General features: G+C 56.3%; 14 protein-coding genes. 3 read left to right on the top strand and 11 right to left on the bottom strand.

Going from position 1 to position 14,813, the window contains the following annotated elements; translation table 11 throughout:
• Positions 1-4 precede the first annotated feature (4 nt).
• The 7 genes from F552_RS0114045 to F552_RS0114015 form a co-directional block, all read right to left on the bottom strand.
• Positions 5-988, bottom strand: coding sequence for an ABC transporter permease (locus tag F552_RS0114045; RefSeq protein WP_033375731.1), 984 nt, complete (start codon positions 986-988; stop codon positions 5-7).
• A 19-nt stretch (positions 989-1,007) separates the two neighbouring features.
• Positions 1,008-2,534, bottom strand: a complete 1,527-nt coding sequence (locus tag F552_RS19455; protein WP_018152387.1) for a sugar ABC transporter ATP-binding protein — start codon at positions 2,532-2,534, stop codon at positions 1,008-1,010.
• A 52-nt stretch (positions 2,535-2,586) separates the two neighbouring features.
• Positions 2,587-3,534 (bottom strand): sugar ABC transporter substrate-binding protein, encoded by a 948-nt coding sequence (locus tag F552_RS0114035; protein WP_018152386.1) that lies wholly within the window; start codon positions 3,532-3,534, stop codon positions 2,587-2,589.
• Positions 3,535-3,696: 162 nt separating this feature from the next.
• Positions 3,697-5,787 carry an ATP-dependent DNA helicase RecG gene (gene recG, locus F552_RS0114030; RefSeq protein WP_018152385.1) on the bottom strand — a complete coding sequence of 697 codons (2,091 nt, stop codon included), beginning with the start codon at positions 5,785-5,787 and terminating at the stop codon, positions 3,697-3,699.
• 145 nt (positions 5,788-5,932) lie between these two features.
• Positions 5,933-6,892, bottom strand: a complete 960-nt coding sequence (locus F552_RS20150) for an NlpC/P60 family protein (RefSeq protein WP_018152384.1) — start codon at positions 6,890-6,892, stop codon at positions 5,933-5,935.
• A gap of 41 nt (positions 6,893-6,933) precedes the next feature.
• A complete protein-coding gene (locus F552_RS0114020) occupies positions 6,934-7,761 on the bottom strand; it encodes an SEL1-like repeat protein (protein WP_026182743.1) in 828 nt (275 codons plus the stop codon).
• Positions 7,762-7,883: 122 nt separating this feature from the next.
• Entirely contained in the window at positions 7,884-8,807 is a 924-nt protein-coding gene (locus F552_RS0114015) for a LysO family transporter (RefSeq protein ID WP_018152381.1), read from the bottom strand.
• A gap of 169 nt (positions 8,808-8,976) precedes the next feature.
• Here F552_RS0114015 and F552_RS0114010 point away from each other — a divergent pair, with 169 nt between their 5' ends.
• On the top strand, positions 8,977-9,882 hold the full coding sequence (locus F552_RS0114010) for a LysR family transcriptional regulator (RefSeq protein ID WP_018152380.1): 906 nt from the start codon (positions 8,977-8,979) through the stop codon (positions 9,880-9,882).
• 82 nt (positions 9,883-9,964) lie between these two features.
• On the opposite strand, the gene ridA is transcribed toward F552_RS0114010, so the two are convergent.
• The 4 genes from ridA to rdgB are packed head-to-tail and all read right to left on the bottom strand — an operon-like array spanning position 9,965 to position 12,413.
• Positions 9,965-10,345 (bottom strand): deaminase RidA, encoded by a 381-nt coding sequence (gene ridA, locus F552_RS0114005; protein WP_018152379.1) that lies wholly within the window; start codon positions 10,343-10,345, stop codon positions 9,965-9,967.
• Positions 10,346-10,396: 51 nt separating this feature from the next.
• Positions 10,397-11,566 carry a radical SAM family heme chaperone HemW gene (gene hemW, locus F552_RS0114000; RefSeq protein ID WP_026182741.1) on the bottom strand — a complete coding sequence of 390 codons (1,170 nt, stop codon included), beginning with the start codon at positions 11,564-11,566 and terminating at the stop codon, positions 10,397-10,399.
• 14 nt (positions 11,567-11,580) lie between these two features.
• A complete protein-coding gene (locus tag F552_RS0113995; protein WP_018152377.1) occupies positions 11,581-11,802 on the bottom strand; it encodes a hypothetical protein in 222 nt (73 codons plus the stop codon).
• On the bottom strand, positions 11,799-12,413 hold the full coding sequence (rdgB, locus tag F552_RS0113990) for an RdgB/HAM1 family non-canonical purine NTP pyrophosphatase (RefSeq protein ID WP_018152376.1): 615 nt from the start codon (positions 12,411-12,413) through the stop codon (positions 11,799-11,801). The genes F552_RS0113995 and rdgB overlap by 4 nt, the downstream gene beginning before the upstream one ends.
• A 130-nt stretch (positions 12,414-12,543) precedes the next feature.
• Here rdgB and F552_RS0113985 point away from each other — a divergent pair, with 130 nt between their 5' ends.
• Both F552_RS0113985 and F552_RS0113980 read left to right on the top strand, forming a co-directional pair.
• The gene (locus F552_RS0113985) at positions 12,544-13,578 is read left to right on the top strand and encodes an AraC family transcriptional regulator (protein ID WP_018152375.1); all 1,035 of its coding nucleotides are present in this window, start codon (positions 12,544-12,546) and stop codon (positions 13,576-13,578) included.
• 170 nt (positions 13,579-13,748) lie between these two features.
• Positions 13,749-14,813 carry an ABC transporter ATP-binding protein gene (locus F552_RS0113980; RefSeq protein WP_026182739.1) on the top strand — a complete coding sequence of 355 codons (1,065 nt, stop codon included), beginning with the start codon at positions 13,749-13,751 and terminating at the stop codon, positions 14,811-14,813.

Here is a 14,813-nt window from a genome sequence, read left to right as displayed (position 1 = left end):
TTGTTTAATGGCTACGCCGGTTGCGGCGGCGTTCGCGGTACATGTCCAGCACCACGGCAACGATAATCACGCAGCCGGTGATGATCCGTTTGGTGGGTTCGGATGCGCCAATCTGGGCCAGCCCTGCTTCCAGGACGGAAATCAGCAACACGCCCAGGAAGGTGTTGGCGACCGAGCCACGGCCCCCCATCAGGCTGGTGCCGCCAATCACGACCGCGGCAATCACCACCAGCTCGGCGCCGATCCCCGCATTCGGGTCTGCGGCTTCCAGCCGGGAGGCCTGCATGATGCCGGCGAGGCCGGCCAGCAGGCCGGTAATGGCAAAGACGGCAATCTTGACTGGACGAGGGTCTACCCCCGCCAGCCGAATGGCTTCTTCATTGGTGCCGATGCCGACCATGTAGCGTCCGAACACCGTCTTGACCAGTACAATTTGCGCGATGATCACAATCGCAATCGCGATAAAGAAGGACGGCGAGAGTTGTCCCGCTACTGGGGCGCTGAGCCAGTCGATTGCCCCGCCAATATATTGGGTTTTGGAGTCGGTTGCGATATAGGCACCGCCACGGGCAACTTCCAGCATGCCCAGCGTGACGATGAAGGATGGCAAGCGCCATCCGACTGAAATGGCCCCATTGACGAGCCCGGTCAGCAAACCGGTGAGCATCGCGAGCCCTACTGCCGGGAGCAGGCTCCAGTGCCATTGCAGCATGGCAATGCCGGCAACGGCACTGGCTAACGCCATGACGGACCCGACCGAGAGGTCAATCCCGCCAATGATCAGGATAAAGGTCATGCCCACGGCCGTGACTGCCACAGCTGGAATTTCATTAGCTATGGTGGTGAAGGTATCGAGGCTCAGAAAGTACTGGCTGAGATAGCTAAAGAGACCAATCATCAGCAAAAGAGCGATCATGAGCCCCAGATAGTCGCCAAACTGGTGCTTGATGCTGCGTAAGGCGTTAGTCGAATGATGTTGGGTAGTCATCAGGGATTCTCTGATTTGATTAATGGGATACATCCTCGGTCACCTGTACCGAGCTGTATTCGCTGAAGGCGGCTTCCAGCAGGCTTTGCTGGCTCCATTGGCCACGTTCGAGGATGGTGACAAGCTTGCCTGCACTCATCACCGCAATCCGGTCGCAGACCGTCATCAGCTCGCGCAAATCGCTCGACACCATCAGGAGCGCCTTGCCGCTGGCCGCCATGTTGTCCATTTCCTGATAAATGTCGGCACGGGCGCCAATGTCGACACCACGGGTGGGTTCGTCGAGCAGCAGAATGTCACAGTTACGGTGAATCCAGCGGGCAAACACGACTTTTTGCTGGTTACCACCGGAGAGTTCGCCGGTGGTCTGTTCGATGGACTGGCTACGGATACCCAGCAAGTCACGCATCCGGTTCACGATGTTCATCTCTTTGGCGGTTTGCAGCCAACTGCGGATAGACACATCTCCCAGATTGGCGATGGTGGCATTGACGCGAATCGACTGGCTCAATAGCAGCCCTTGCGCCTTGCGATCTTCCGTCACCAGCCCGATGCCTGCCTTGACCGCATCGGCAGGGGAATGTCTTGCCGGCAGTACTTTGTCCGTCAGGTGGATGTCACCTTGGTCAGAACGGTCGGCTCCAAAAATCAGGCGCAGCAATTCGGTTCGTCCGGAGCCCACCAAACCGGCAACACCGAGGATCTCGCCTTTGTGTAAGGTCAGACTGACATCCCGTACCGATTGCCCCCGCGACAGGCGGTTCAGGGTCAATGCGACGCCATCCACAGGGCGGCGAGGGCGGTCGAGGCTTTCCTGTACATCTTTGCCTACCATCAGCCGGACAATCTCGTCCTGGCTGGTGGATGCCATGGGCAAGGTTTCAATCAGGTGGCCATCCCGCAGTACGGTCACGCGATCGGCAATCTTTGTCAGTTCATCGAGTCGATGAGAGATATAAATGATGCCGACCCCCCGTGCCTTGAGCTTGCCAATCTGCTCAAACAGGTGTTCTACCTCGCGGTCGGTCAGCATGGCGCTGGGTTCATCCAGAATCAGCACTTTGCAGTTGCCCACCAGATTGCGGGCAATTTCTACCATTTGCTGGTGGCCAATGCCTAGCTGGCTGACCGGGGTATCCGGGTCAATATGCCCAAGGCCGATGGTTTTCATCTGATCAAAGGCGAGTGCAAGCAATTCGTGCTTGCGAATAAAACCACCCCGGTGCGGCAGGCGGTCCAGCAACAGGTTTTCGGCCACGGTCAGGGTGGGAATCAGCCCCAGCTCTTGCAAGACCATCCGTACGCCTTGCTGTTCGGCGGACTTGCGGTTCTCTGGGCGGTAATCCTTGCCATCTAGCAGCATCACGCCGCTGGATGGATCGACCAGCCCGGCAATAATCTTGGAGAGCGTGCTTTTACCCGCACCGTTTTCTCCGGTGAGAGCCAGCACTTCGCCTGCATGTAGCGTCAGGTCAATATGCTGCAGTACCGGGCCGGCATAGTGCTTGCCGATGCCGGATGCATGAAAAAGTGCACTGCTTGTCATGGGCGTGTTCCATTGTCCCTGGCAACCCCAGGCTGCCAGGGACGGTGCATGGTTACTTGGTGACCAGTTTAACTTTGGTTTCTACAACGGCTGGCAGCTGGTTTTGCGGTGTTTTCGCTTTGACGGCTTTCAGCGCGGTTTCGATACCGAACACGGCTTGCTGTGCACCGTACTGGTCCGCAGTGGCCAGTACGCGGCCATCTTTCAGCATGGGCTGAATGGCAGAAATATTATCGTAACCGACCACTTTTACCTTGCCGGTTTTGCCAGCGGTTTTGATAGCGGCTACAGCGCCCAGTGCCATATTATCATTGCCTGCCAGGATGGCTTTAAGATCCGGGGTTTCGCGCAGCATGGCGCTGGCAATGGTATTGGCCTTGTCCATCTCCCATTCGCCAGACTGAACGTTGGTCACATTGGCTTTGACGGCTGCCATGGCATCCTTGAAGCCGGCGGTACGTTGCTGGGCATTCAGGGTGGTAGATACCCCTTCCAGAATCGCCACTTTGTCACCGGCTTTCAGGGTTTTGGCCAGATAGTCACCGACTAGTTTTGCACCCGTGCGGTTGTTCGGGCCAACAAACGGCACGCTAATGCCTTTTTCTTTCAAGGCATCGGCATCCAGCTTGTTATCGATATTGACCACGATAATGCCTTTGGCCGTGGCTTCTTTCAGGACGGGGACCAGCGCCTTGGAGTCCGCTGGCGCAATCACGATGGCGTCCACTTTCTCTACCATCATCTGCTGAACAATCTTGATCTGGGCTGCCGTGTCGGTCTCATCCTTGATACCGTTGCTGATCAGGTCAAAGTTTTTGCTATGTTGTTTCTGATACGCCTTGGCGCCATCTTGCATGGTTTGAAAGAATTCGTTCGCCAAAGACTTCATGACCAAAGCGACTTTCGGGTGCGCAGCATCGGCAAAGGCATGGCTACCGGCAAACAGGCCGAATGTTGTCATCGCGGCCATGGTTTTTAGTGCAAAACGGCGAGTGTTCATCAGTTTCTCCTAAGGTGTCTTTTTGACTTATTGGGTATGAAAACAATGACGCAATCGTTTGCGCAATCGTTTGCGTGCAGTTTATGAGGAGAAAATATGCAAATCAACAACTTTCGATGTTGCGATGCGGAATGAATAACAGGAGATGGTGATCGAGAAAGGTCAGGCGTCCAGCAGGCCGGTGCGGTTGCCGATCCAGCGCTCCAGGTGCGCTGCGGCGACATCCGGTGCGTCGGTCAGCAGGCGTGGTGCCAGGTTACGGGCGACTTCCAGCAGATCAATGTCTTTTTCCAGATCGGCGAAACGCAGCAGGGGCACGCCGCTCTGACGATTACCCAGCAGTTCGCCAGGCCCGCGGATATGCAAGTCTTCCCGCGCAATTTCAAAGCCGTCAGTGCTGTGGCGCATCAGGTCCAGCCGTGTCTGGGCAATTTCCCCCAGCGGGGCCTGAAACAACAGGGTGCAATAACTGGCCTTGCTACCCCGGCCAACCCGACCACGCAGCTGGTGTAGCTGTGCCAGCCCCATCCGCTCGGCATGGTCGATCACCATCAGCGTGGCGTTGGGGACGTCTACGCCTACCTCGATCACCGTGGTGGCGACCAGAATATCCAGCTCATGATGCTTGAAGGCGTTCATCACGGCCTGCTTTTCACTGGCAGGTAACTTGCCGTGCACCAGCCCGATGCGTAAGTCCGGCAGCATGGCTTGCAAGGTCTCGTGTGTGGCAACCGCCGTTTGCAATTGCAAGGTTTCGGATTCTTCAATCAGCGGGCACACCCAGTAGGCTTGCGCGCCTTGGCCGACAGGCGCGGGCCGGCAGGCATTACCCACGCGTTCGATCAGTTGCTCGCGCTTGCGGTTATCCAGCAGGGTGGTAATGATGGGGGTTCTGCCGGGCGGCAGTTCGTCAATCACCGAGACATCCAGATCGGCAAAATAGCTCATGGCCAGGGTGCGCGGGATGGGCGTGGCCGACATCATCAGTTGATGGGGAGCCCGACCGTCGTCGCTGCCTTTGCTGCGCAGTTGCAGGCGCTGCCCTACGCCAAAGCGGTGCTGCTCATCGACCAGCAGCAGGGACAAATTCTGGAATTGCACCTTGTCCTGAAACAGGGCATGGGTACCGACCGCAATCTGGATATCGCCACTGGCAATAGCGGCCAGCGTAGTTTCTCGTTCTTTTTTCTTCTGGCTGCCGGAGAGCCAGCCAATGCGGATGCCCATCGGCGTCAGCCATTCATTCAGCTTGCGGTAATGCTGTTCCGCCAGCAGCTCGGTCGGCGCCATGAAGGCGGCCTGGGTATCGTTTTCTACGGCTTGCAAGGCGGCCAGCGCAGCGACAATGGTTTTACCGCTACCCACATCCCCTTGCAGTAAGCGCTGCATCGGCACGGTACGGTTTAGGTCCCGGCAGATTTCATCTACCACCCGTTGCTGGGCAGCGGTGAGCGCAAACGGCAGTGACGCCAATAACTTGGCGGTCAGTGTCCCTTTCGGGATCAGCGACAGGGCAGGGACTTCCCGGCGTTTGGCGCGGTTGGCCAGCAAGGTAAGTTGCTGGGCCAGCAGTTCATCAAATTTCAGCCGCCGCCACGCCGGGTGATGCCGGGCCGTGAGCGGGTACATATCGGTATCGACCGGGGGCGAGTGCAGGAAGCGCACGCTCTTTTCCAGTGGCGGCAACTTGTACGGCGCCGTGATGCTGGCCGGCAGGGTGTCATCCAGTGCCGTGTGCTTCAGGGCCAGCCCGACCAGGCGTTGCAAGGTATCTTGCGACAACCCGTTGGTAGTGGGGTAAACCGGTGTCAGTTTGTTGCCCAGCGGCGCATCCAGACCATTGAAACGGGTACGCGGATGCACCATCTCCAGTCCCCAGAACCCGCTCTTGATTTCGCCGATCAAGCGCACCTGCTTACCCGCCTGCCATTGTTTCTGCTGGGAAGGGTAGAAGTTAAGAAAGCGGACGATCAGTCGGCCGGAGCTGTCTGCCACTTCGGCAATCAACTGCCGGCGCTGGCGGATCTGCACTTCGCTTTTCTTGATCACGCCTTCGACCACCACCACCCGGTCTTGCGGGGCCTGGGTAATCGGGTACAGCTGGGTTTCGTCTTCGTAGCGCAAGGGTAAATGCAGGGCCAAATCCTGCAAACGGGTCAGTCCCAGTTTGGCCAGCTTTTGGCGATTGGCATCCGTGAAACCGGGCAGCTTCAGAAACGGGTCGGCAGAAGGGGGCGTGGGTTGAACGGCCATAGAGCCGGATTATTCCATAGTGCTGGCTTGCAAGCCAGTTATGGCGTGATAAAGGCGAGAAATTCAGCCACCATCGGCTGGCGTAAGCTTTGGTGGCTGAATGTAGTTATGCGTTTAGGGCAAATGAATAAAAGCGCCACTCTTGTTAAATCGTAGGTTTAGGCGTCACTTTTTGATGTTGGTCGGGATGCTCAAATACTGTGTGCTGATTCTGTGATGCACTTATGGTGTGCTGTTGTGCTCCATTGCTTAACGAAAGTCTGATATCGTTAAATTCACCAAATTGTCCAAGAATCAATTGCTTGTCAGCATTATAAAACAGGTAATCATAACGTTTCCCGCCTTGTTCATGGGTAATCTGAGCAACATGGTGTATTAGCTGATGTTTATCATGATCTGGCAAATGGGCTAGAGATTGTGAGAGGTGTGCTTCAGCCTGCTGGTAGAGTGGTCTCAGAGCCTCAGGTACATTTGGACTGCGGGTATGTGCGTGGTGTTCTGATGTGCCATGAAGCTGGGGTTCCGGTTTGATAAAGTCTGGTTTTGCTCTTAGTGCACCCAGAAACTCCGTTCTTTCATCCCAATAATGGTTTCCGCTAAGCTTTACGGAGGCTGGACCCGTTGAAGACTGGGACCCAAAGAAATGGATATGTCCATGCTTATCATAGTTTTGGAATATCACGATATGCTGTGATCCACCTGGCATTTTTAGCATGAGTAAGTCGCCTGGCTGCAAATTGTGGTCATGTTTTGCTGCGGGCGGGAGGACATCAAAATGTTGTTGTGCATAAGGCGTAACATGCGTGCCATTAAACAGTGAATGGGTACTGAAAGCATTGCTTCCTGTTACGCTTGGGTAGGTTTCATCAATTTTGAAACCTGCCTCTTTCAGTGCTCTCCACACGAGCGCCGAGCAATCGACGCCCTTTTTGTGATCACTGTCCGGCCCATCCCGTTCGTCCCGATAGATGTCTTTATTGCCCTGTTGCTGTTTGTGTGAATAGGCCACGTCCGGCCTACCATACTCAAATTCTCCAGGCTGGAAGTGAGCAAGTGCCACATCAATAATTCGCTGGTTCTGCTGTTTCTGAATAGAATTGTCCACTCTTGCTATCCGTGATGTGATTAAAAATCCGTTACCGCCTTTTATTGCGATTGTTTTAGCATTTGAGCCGCTTGCCGTTGGTATTGTCTGGCCAGTGACGGGTTGGCTGGTAGGCCAGGCAGTCCGTGTTGGTAAATTCTGGCCAATGACAGGGTCGGGAAGGCATCTTGTGAGCCGGCTTCTGTCTCATTGGCGGCTGCCAGATACCAATTGGCCGCTTTCTGGCCATCGATAGACAATCCGCCTCTGCCTTGCTCAAACATCAAGCCCGTCAGGCTAAAGGCCCAGTGCGAATCCCAGCGGTTGGGCAGGCCGTTGCGATTCTGTCGCAAGTAATAGGTAGCTGCGGGGAGCAGGTTGTGGGCGACCCAGGCATCTTTATGCGGGTCATGGTCAAACAGCAGATACAGGAGAGATTGCTGTTCGATGACGAGCATGGTGTCTTGCTGCGCATATTTGGCGGCAGTAAACGGCTTGTCAGTCTGCGTTGGCTTTCCCGGGGCTGTCAGGCGGCTTAACCGGTCGTGTACCAGACTGTAGCGGCAAGCTGTTTCAAAGTGGACTAGCCAGGGTGCGGCAATCTGATAAGTTTTGGCGATGCTGCCACAGGTTTTGGGAAGGCTGATGAGCCACTGACGGTAGTCGGGTGTCGCTGGTGGCGTGGCGCGCGAACGTTTTAATTCTGCCTCGCGCTGGTCCAGTTGCCGACTTTCGGCCTGAAGGGTGGCCTTACAACTGCGCGCATCGGTATCCGTCAGGTCGCAGGGTGGCTGGGTGTAGTGATTGGGCCTGGCATCTCCGGCATAACAGGACATGGTGGCAGGTAAGAGGGCGAGCGAGACCAAGAGGGGGAGCAAACTGGTTTTCATGATGAAATATTATGTCAAAAGAATATTATTATTCAATTGGCATTTTATATCAATGAAAACCAGCATCGGGACCGGAGGGTAGCACGCCATGTTCGTGCGTAAGCTCAGGTGGATGTCATCTGCTAAACATGCAAGAACAGGATAATCATCACTGGTCCGGCAATGGTCAGAATCAGCCCGCTGACCAGCGCCGCTGAGACGCTCTCCAGACCACATTTCTGTTTGATGAGTGGCAGGCTGGCATCCAGCGCGGTGGCGCCGCAGGCAGCAATGGTTTCTTGTGCAAAGCGGTTGCCGAGCATATACAGCATGATCACGGCCATGAGCTCCCGGAACAGGTCAGTCAGCAGGGCGATGGCGCCATAGGCCTCACCCAGCTGGCTGCTGACCAGTACACTGGATAAGGTAAACCAGCCAAAACCGCTGGCAAGGGCCAACCCGGTCCTGATGCTGTCACCCGTCCACAGGGCGGCGATGATGCCACCCAGCAAAGAACCGGCAACCACCAGCGCAGGCAGGTAGAGAATCCTGACCGAGCCAAACAGGTTACCCAGCCGGATGCGGGTCAGGTCAATGCCGACCACAAATATCATTGCGTACAGTAGCTGGTTCACATTGAGCTGAAAAATGGCATCGACGAAGGGAGGCAGGTCAAGGCCAGCCGCCAGTATGCCTGCAGCGATCAGGCTCAGGGCGAGCATGCATTCTTTTGCGGCTTTACCCAGCGCGCCCCATGAATGTTGCGTATCAGCGCCCTGGGTATCCCGGGTGTTGCCTGATTTCAGTAACCAGAACACCAGCAGGGACGACAAAGCATTGGTCAGGACGGAGAAGATGAGGGCATGGTTTAGCCCCATGCGGATCACGTGTGCGTCGTTCAGCACATGCCCAAAGTCATGGCCGCTATAAAACAGCATCAGCCAGACCAGCGGGTTAATCAGCTGGTTGGCCAGCTGGATGACGCTGGCTGGCAAGTAAAAACCGATGCTATAGCCGGCGCCAATCGCCAGCAGCAGCGGAAACAAAGATGTCAGTATGCTTTCCATACAATGAAGGTCCTGCCAGATTCGTTGACGGTTGGTGGTGATCCTCCCCCGGGTAAGGAGGCTAGGCAGGTATTATTTCAAATACCAGTACACCAGAAAATGATGGTTTTTTGACTTTAAAATTCCATTTTATGGAATACTGTGGCGATCGAAATGATCTGGACACCTCATGCAGAACAAGCTGGACATGTTGCGCATCTTTAGCGTGGCGGCTGCCTCACGCAACTTCAAGGAGGCCGCACAGCGACTAGGCATTTCTCCCCAGGCGGTCACACGGGCGGTACGCGAACTTGAGCTGCAAATGGGGGAAGTCCTGTTTCATCGCAATACGCGACAGTGCCGGATTACCGAGGCGGGCGAACAACTGGCCATTGAGGCAGAGGCAGGCTTGGCAGCCATTGATCGCGTGTTCCGGCAAAAGTCGTCCTTTGCAGAGGCCGAGATCGACGGACTGGTACGGATTACAGCCCCGGAAGTGATCGGGCAGGATAGTCTGGTCGTGGTGTTGGCCGGGTTACAAAGGCAGCATCCGGGCTTGAGGTTTGACCTTCATCTGGCAGATGAAGAAACCAATGTGGTGGATGAAAAAATCGACATCGGCATCCGCCATGGTGTGATGCGCGATAGCCGTTTTGTGGCCCGCAGTGTTGCCATGGTGCCTTACTACATCGTTGCAGCACCTGCCTTGATCCAGCGTGTAGGGACGCCAACCTCTCTGGCTGAACTGATGACCATGCCTGTGACCGGCACACTGGACCCGGGTACCGGCAAACCGTGGCCATGGCTGTTCCGGGAAGGGCAGCAGTGGCTGCCAAGTCAGCAAACTTTCTTGAGTAATAGCGCCAGTGCCGAATGTGCCGCGGTGCTGCAGGGGATGGGGTTTGCCCAGTTACCGGGGTTTCTGGCGTGTCCGCATCTGCAGGCGGGCACGCTGGTGCCGGTGCTGGCAGATGAATCTCCGTCACCGTGGCCGCTCAGCATTTTCCGGCCACAAAGGGAACCCGTGTCTGTGAGGGTACGTACCACCTTTGACTGGCTGGTGCAGGCTTTTTCGATGAGCTATACCTATCCGTGAATGTGGGCATGCCGCCAGCACAAGGCAGAAACAACAAAGCCCGCCATTGCGGGCGGGCTTTGTGGCGCTTGCTGGCTGGAAATTAGCCCAGGAACAATACGCCGTCTGCTTCGATCAGGGAGCCGCGTGGCAATGCAGGCACCTGAACGGCTGCACGTGCCGGGAATGGCTGTGGTACGTACTGAGCCATGATTTCGTTTACTTTGGCGAAGTTGGCCAGGTCCACCATGAAAATGTTCAGTTTGACCAGGTCAGCCAGCGAGCCGCCAGCGGCTTCTGCAACAGCTGCCAGGTTTTTGAACATCTGATGGATCTGTGCGTCGATACCTTCAACGATTTCCATGGTGGCAGGGTCCAATGGAATCTGGCCAGACAGGTAAACGGTGTCGCCGGCTTTGACGGCTTGGGAATACGCGCCAATGGCTTTAGGGGCGTTGTCGGTATGGATGATGGTTTTTGCCATGGTTTACTCCGGTTGGGGGTTGGTTCTGCACTGGGTTGATGCGCACCGGCATCAGGCAGGCAGAAACTGTTGCAATAAAGTGTTTAAAAACCGCTGTCCTTTCGGACTTGGTGCAATGATCTCATGATTCCGGGTGATCAAACCCTCAGATTCGGCAAGTTGAAGTGTTTTTTCGACCCGGGAAATCGGCAAGCCGGTGTGCTGGGTAAACAGCTCGACCGGAAACCCGCCGGTCAGCCGCAGCGCATTCATCATGAACTCGAAGGGCAGTTCCTTAAGGTCGATCTGGTGTTCTTCCTGTACCTGCGTACCGGCAGCGGTATGGCTTAAGTAGCTGGCGGGCTGTTTGTAGCGCATTTGCCGGATGATCCGGTCGTGGAAAGACAGCTTGCCATGGGCGCCCGCGCCAATGCCCAGATAGTCGCCAAATCCCCAGTAGTTGAGGTTGTGCTGGCAGTGGTGGCCGGGCTGGGCAAATGCGGAGGTTTCATAATGCAGAAAGCTAGCGCTTTCCAGTCGCTGTTCGATCTGTTCCTGCATGTCGGCAGAGAGGTCGTCATCCGGCAAATCAGGCGGATAGCGATGAAACAGCGTGTTGGGTTCCAGGGTCAGGTGGTAGCAGGACAAATGCTTGGGCCCGAAGGCTAGCGAGGTCTCGACGTCCGTCAGGGCCTCTTCCAGTGTCTGCTGTGGCAAGCCGTACATCAGGTCCAGGTTAAAGGTATCAAAAGTGGTAGCGGCAATCTCGGCAGCGCGTCTGGCTTCATTGGCATCATGCACGCGGCCCAGCGCCTTCAGGTGACGCTCGTTGAAACTCTGGATGCCGATCGACAGGCGGGTGATGCCGGCGCTGCGGTAATCCTTGAATTTTTGGATCTCGAACGTACCGGGGTTGGCTTCCAGCGTGATTTCTGCATCGGAATGCAGGCGCAGCCGTGCACGGAAGGCCTCCAGCAGCCGGTCCAGCCCTTGGGCGGATAGCAGGCTGGGAGTGCCCCCGCCAAAAAATACCGATACCACCCGGCGGCCCCAGATCAGCGGCAGCGCAGATTCCAGATCCAGAATCAGGGCGTCGATATACTCGGCTTCGGGGAGTTCGCCCTTTTTCTCGTGCGAGTTGAAGTCGCAGTATGGGCACTTCTTCAGACACCACGGAATATGCACGTACAGCGACAGCGGCGGCAGGCTGGTCATTTGCCAGTTGCGCGTGCCGATGGGCATGGCGACGGTCTGGGTCACTTGCCGGCTTCCTTGTACGGGTTCACCAGGCTGTCGATCATGTCGTGCAATGCCTGACGGATCTGGGCTTCTGTACACTCCAGCAGCACGGCATCTTCCAGCGCGTCTTGCGCCATCTGGCGCAGTTCTTCGATGTTCTCGTTCAGTACCTTGATTTTTTCGACACAAGAGACGGGGCTGCCGTCAGATTTGCACCAGATGGGTGGATTAAAACTCATGCGACCAGCCCGCTTTCTTTCAGTTTGATCAACAGGGACTGGATGGCTTGTCCCCGGTGAGAGATGGCGTTCTTGTCTTCCTTGCGCATTTCGGCGGCGGTGCAGCCATGTTCTGGCAGCCAGAAGTACGGGTCGTAGCCAAAGCCGCCGTCACCTGCCGGATGCTGTTGCACCACGCCATGCCACATGCCTTCGGCCACGATCGGGCGCGGGTCATCTGCATGCAGTACCAGAACCAGCACGCAATAGTAAAATGCCCGCCGGTCGGTTTGGTTGACCAGGTCGGCAACCAGCTTCTGGTTGTTGCGTTCGTCAGACTTGGGTTCCCCTGCATAACGGGCAGACAGCACGCCTGGCGCATTGCCCAGCACCGGGACACAGATGCCGGAATCATCCGCCAGGGCGGGCAGTCCGGTGATCCGGCTGGCATGGCGTGCCTTGGCCAGCGCGTTCTCCAGGAACGTAACATGGGGTTCTTCTGCTTCAGGCACATTCAGTGCGCCTTGGGGAATCACCTCGATATCCAGCGGCGACAGCAGGGCAGAGAACTCGGCAAGTTTCCCTTTGTTATTGCTGGCCATGACCAGTTTTTGCAGTGCAGAAGACACCATGCGTACCTCAATGAACAATTGCCCTGTATTTTACGCGCGTTCACCGGTTGAGGGTAGGGACACATGAGTTGCTTGTCGCAATACAGTGTTGTCCGGTATCTTCAGTGCATCATGACACCGGAACCATACCGTGCCCCAAGGGATTGAAAACACGAATGCGGCGCAAATGCCGGCCAATCTGCATACGGTCGCGCTGACTGTCTCCATGATGCTCAAGCGCGGCTTGCAGGTGGCCGATCTGCTGCACGGCAGCGGCATTGCAGAGGACGACCTGAAACAGCCGTCGGTGATGATCACGCATGCACAAGAGCTGATCGTGTTTGCCAACGCCTACCAACTGAGCGGCGATTCTGCCATCGGGCTGGATATCGGTTCCGACATGCATATTTCCAGCTACGGCATGTTGGGGTATTCCATGCTGGTCAGCCCGACACTGGGGGAGGCCTTGCGGTGTGCGCTGGATTTCCCGTTGCTGTTGGGTAGCTACTTCAAGGTAGCGCTAGAAAACGAAGGCGAGCTGACCGCGCTGACCGCCAGAAACTATGGTTATCGGCCGGATTTGTACACCGTGAATTCCGAGATGTGCCTGTCATCGCTATGGGCAATTGTCCGCGACGTGATGGCTGCGCCGGTGTCTCCGGTAGAAGTGCGCGTGGCGCATGGACGGCCTGTGCATGCGGCTCGCTATCTGGAGGTATTCGGTGTGGAAGGCACTTTTGATGCCGATCATCATGCGCTGGTCTTCCCGACTGCCTGGCTGGAGCGGGCGCTGCCGCTGGCAGAACCGGTAAGTTACCTGATGGCCAGACGGCAGTGTGCGCAACTGGCCAGCGAATGGGAAACCGCCAGCGGGCATAGCGTGGTGGCCAAGGCCTTGCGGTTATTACACGCAGAGCCGCGCCGGTACAGTGCGCTCAACATGCTGGCGGATGCGCTGCACATGTCCGAACGAACCTTGCGCCGGCGACTGGCCGATGCCAATACGTCCTACCAGGCGCTGCTGGATCGCGTTCGCTATGAACTGGCCCAGGATTACCTGCGTCACACCAAACTGACCATTGCTGAAATTGCCGAACGCTTGGGGTATAGCGAAACGGCCAGTTTCCGGCATGCCTTTTTGCGCTGGTCCGGCAAAGTCCCCAGCGACTGGCGAAACTACGTTTAGCCGGGTAGAAAATATTTCGCTTGCGAAACACCGACTGCTTTTCGTCATTGTCAATCACATTGGCCGTAATTATCCCCTTCGTGGCCGTTTACACTCTTATTGCATCAGGTAGGTCTGCTGTCAGAATGCGTCTGTACCGCCGTAATCACATCACGCAGGGAGAGAGCAAGATGCAGCAGCGGCAAGTCGCCATTCATATCGATCAGGTATCCATGTGCTTTGGGCAAGGGGCAGAGCAGGTCACTGCCCTGGACTCGGTGTCTCTGGATATCCTGGAAAACGAGTTTTTTACCCTTCTGGGGCCATCTGGCTGTGGAAAAACCACCTTGCTGCGGCTGATTGCCGGTTTCGAGCAACCCACCAGCGGCCACCTGCAGCTTTACGGTCAGCGTCTGGAAGGCACCTTGCCTTTCCAGCGCCCCATCAATACCGTTTTCCAGAGCTATGCTTTATTCCCGCATCTGACTGTGGCCAAAAATATCGCTTTTGGTCTGGAAATGCAGAAGAAACCGCAAAACGAAATCGACGCCACCGTGGAAGAGATGCTGGCGCTGGTCAAGCTGAAAGGTTTTGCCAATCGCCGTCCGCATCAGTTGTCTGGCGGGCAACAACAGCGTGTGGCACTGGCCCGTGCGCTGGCCAACCGCCCCAAGGTCTTGCTGCTGGATGAGTCCCTTTCTGCGCTGGATCTGAAACTGCGCAAAGAAATGCAGGTCGAGCTCAAGCGCCTGCAACGCGAAACCGGTATTACCTTCATTTTTGTGACCCACGACCAGGAAGAAGCACTGACCATGTCTGACCGGATTGCGGTCATGTCGGGCGGGGTGGTGCAGCAGGTCGGCGCGCCGGCGGATATCTACGATCGTCCGGTCAACCGCTTTGTGGCCGACTTTATTGGCGAAACCAACTTCCTGAATGCCGTGGTGGTTACCGATGGGTTTGACCTGGGCAAACTGGGCACGCTGCCTTATCCGGTCAGCAAGCTTGGCCTCGGCAGCAAAGTGACCCTGGCCCTGCGGCCCGAACGCCTGTGTTTTTCAGAGGATGGTTTGCCTGGCGTGGTCGAAAACGTCGTCTATATGGGGACGGACACCATCTATCACATCTCGCTGCAAGACCAGCCCGGCATGCATGTACGTTTGCAGAACGATTACGGCGCGCAAGCAGCCTATCAGATCGGCAACAGCGTCAAGGTCGGTGTACTGGCCGATTCCATTCGCGTGCTGGAGGATTGA

This window comes from Leeia oryzae DSM 17879 (assembly GCF_000376945.1).
In the GTDB taxonomy this organism is placed as follows: Bacteria; Pseudomonadota; Gammaproteobacteria; order Burkholderiales; family Leeiaceae; genus Leeia; species Leeia oryzae.
The sequence above is the reverse complement of the archived record's forward strand: the minus strand, read 5'-3'. Positions and strand labels throughout refer to the sequence as shown.

Bases quoted from the DNA above. Each gene is read 5' to 3' on its own strand.
- F552_RS19455 (WP_018152387.1), bottom strand. From the start codon at position 2,534: ATGACAAGCAGTGCACTTTTTCATGCATCCGGCATCGGCAAGCACTAT.
- F552_RS0113980 (WP_026182739.1), top strand. From the start codon at position 13,749: ATGCAGCAGCGGCAAGTCGCCATTCATATCGATCAGGTATCCATGTGC.
- rdgB (WP_018152376.1), bottom strand. From the start codon at position 12,413: ATGGTGTCTTCTGCACTGCAAAAACTGGTCATGGCCAGCAATAACAAA.
- recG (WP_018152385.1), bottom strand. From the start codon at position 5,787: ATGGCCGTTCAACCCACGCCCCCTTCTGCCGACCCGTTTCTGAAGCTG.
- F552_RS0114010 (WP_018152380.1), top strand. From the start codon at position 8,977: ATGCAGAACAAGCTGGACATGTTGCGCATCTTTAGCGTGGCGGCTGCC.
- F552_RS0114015 (WP_018152381.1), bottom strand. From the start codon at position 8,807: ATGGAAAGCATACTGACATCTTTGTTTCCGCTGCTGCTGGCGATTGGC.
- F552_RS0114045 (WP_033375731.1), bottom strand. From the start codon at position 988: ATGACTACCCAACATCATTCGACTAACGCCTTACGCAGCATCAAGCAC.
- F552_RS0113995 (WP_018152377.1), bottom strand. From the start codon at position 11,802: ATGAGTTTTAATCCACCCATCTGGTGCAAATCTGACGGCAGCCCCGTC.
- F552_RS0114020 (WP_026182743.1), bottom strand. From the start codon at position 7,761: ATGAAAACCAGTTTGCTCCCCCTCTTGGTCTCGCTCGCCCTCTTACCT.
- F552_RS0114035 (WP_018152386.1), bottom strand. From the start codon at position 3,534: ATGAACACTCGCCGTTTTGCACTAAAAACCATGGCCGCGATGACAACA.
- hemW (WP_026182741.1), bottom strand. From the start codon at position 11,566: ATGCCCATCGGCACGCGCAACTGGCAAATGACCAGCCTGCCGCCGCTG.
- ridA (WP_018152379.1), bottom strand. From the start codon at position 10,345: ATGGCAAAAACCATCATCCATACCGACAACGCCCCTAAAGCCATTGGC.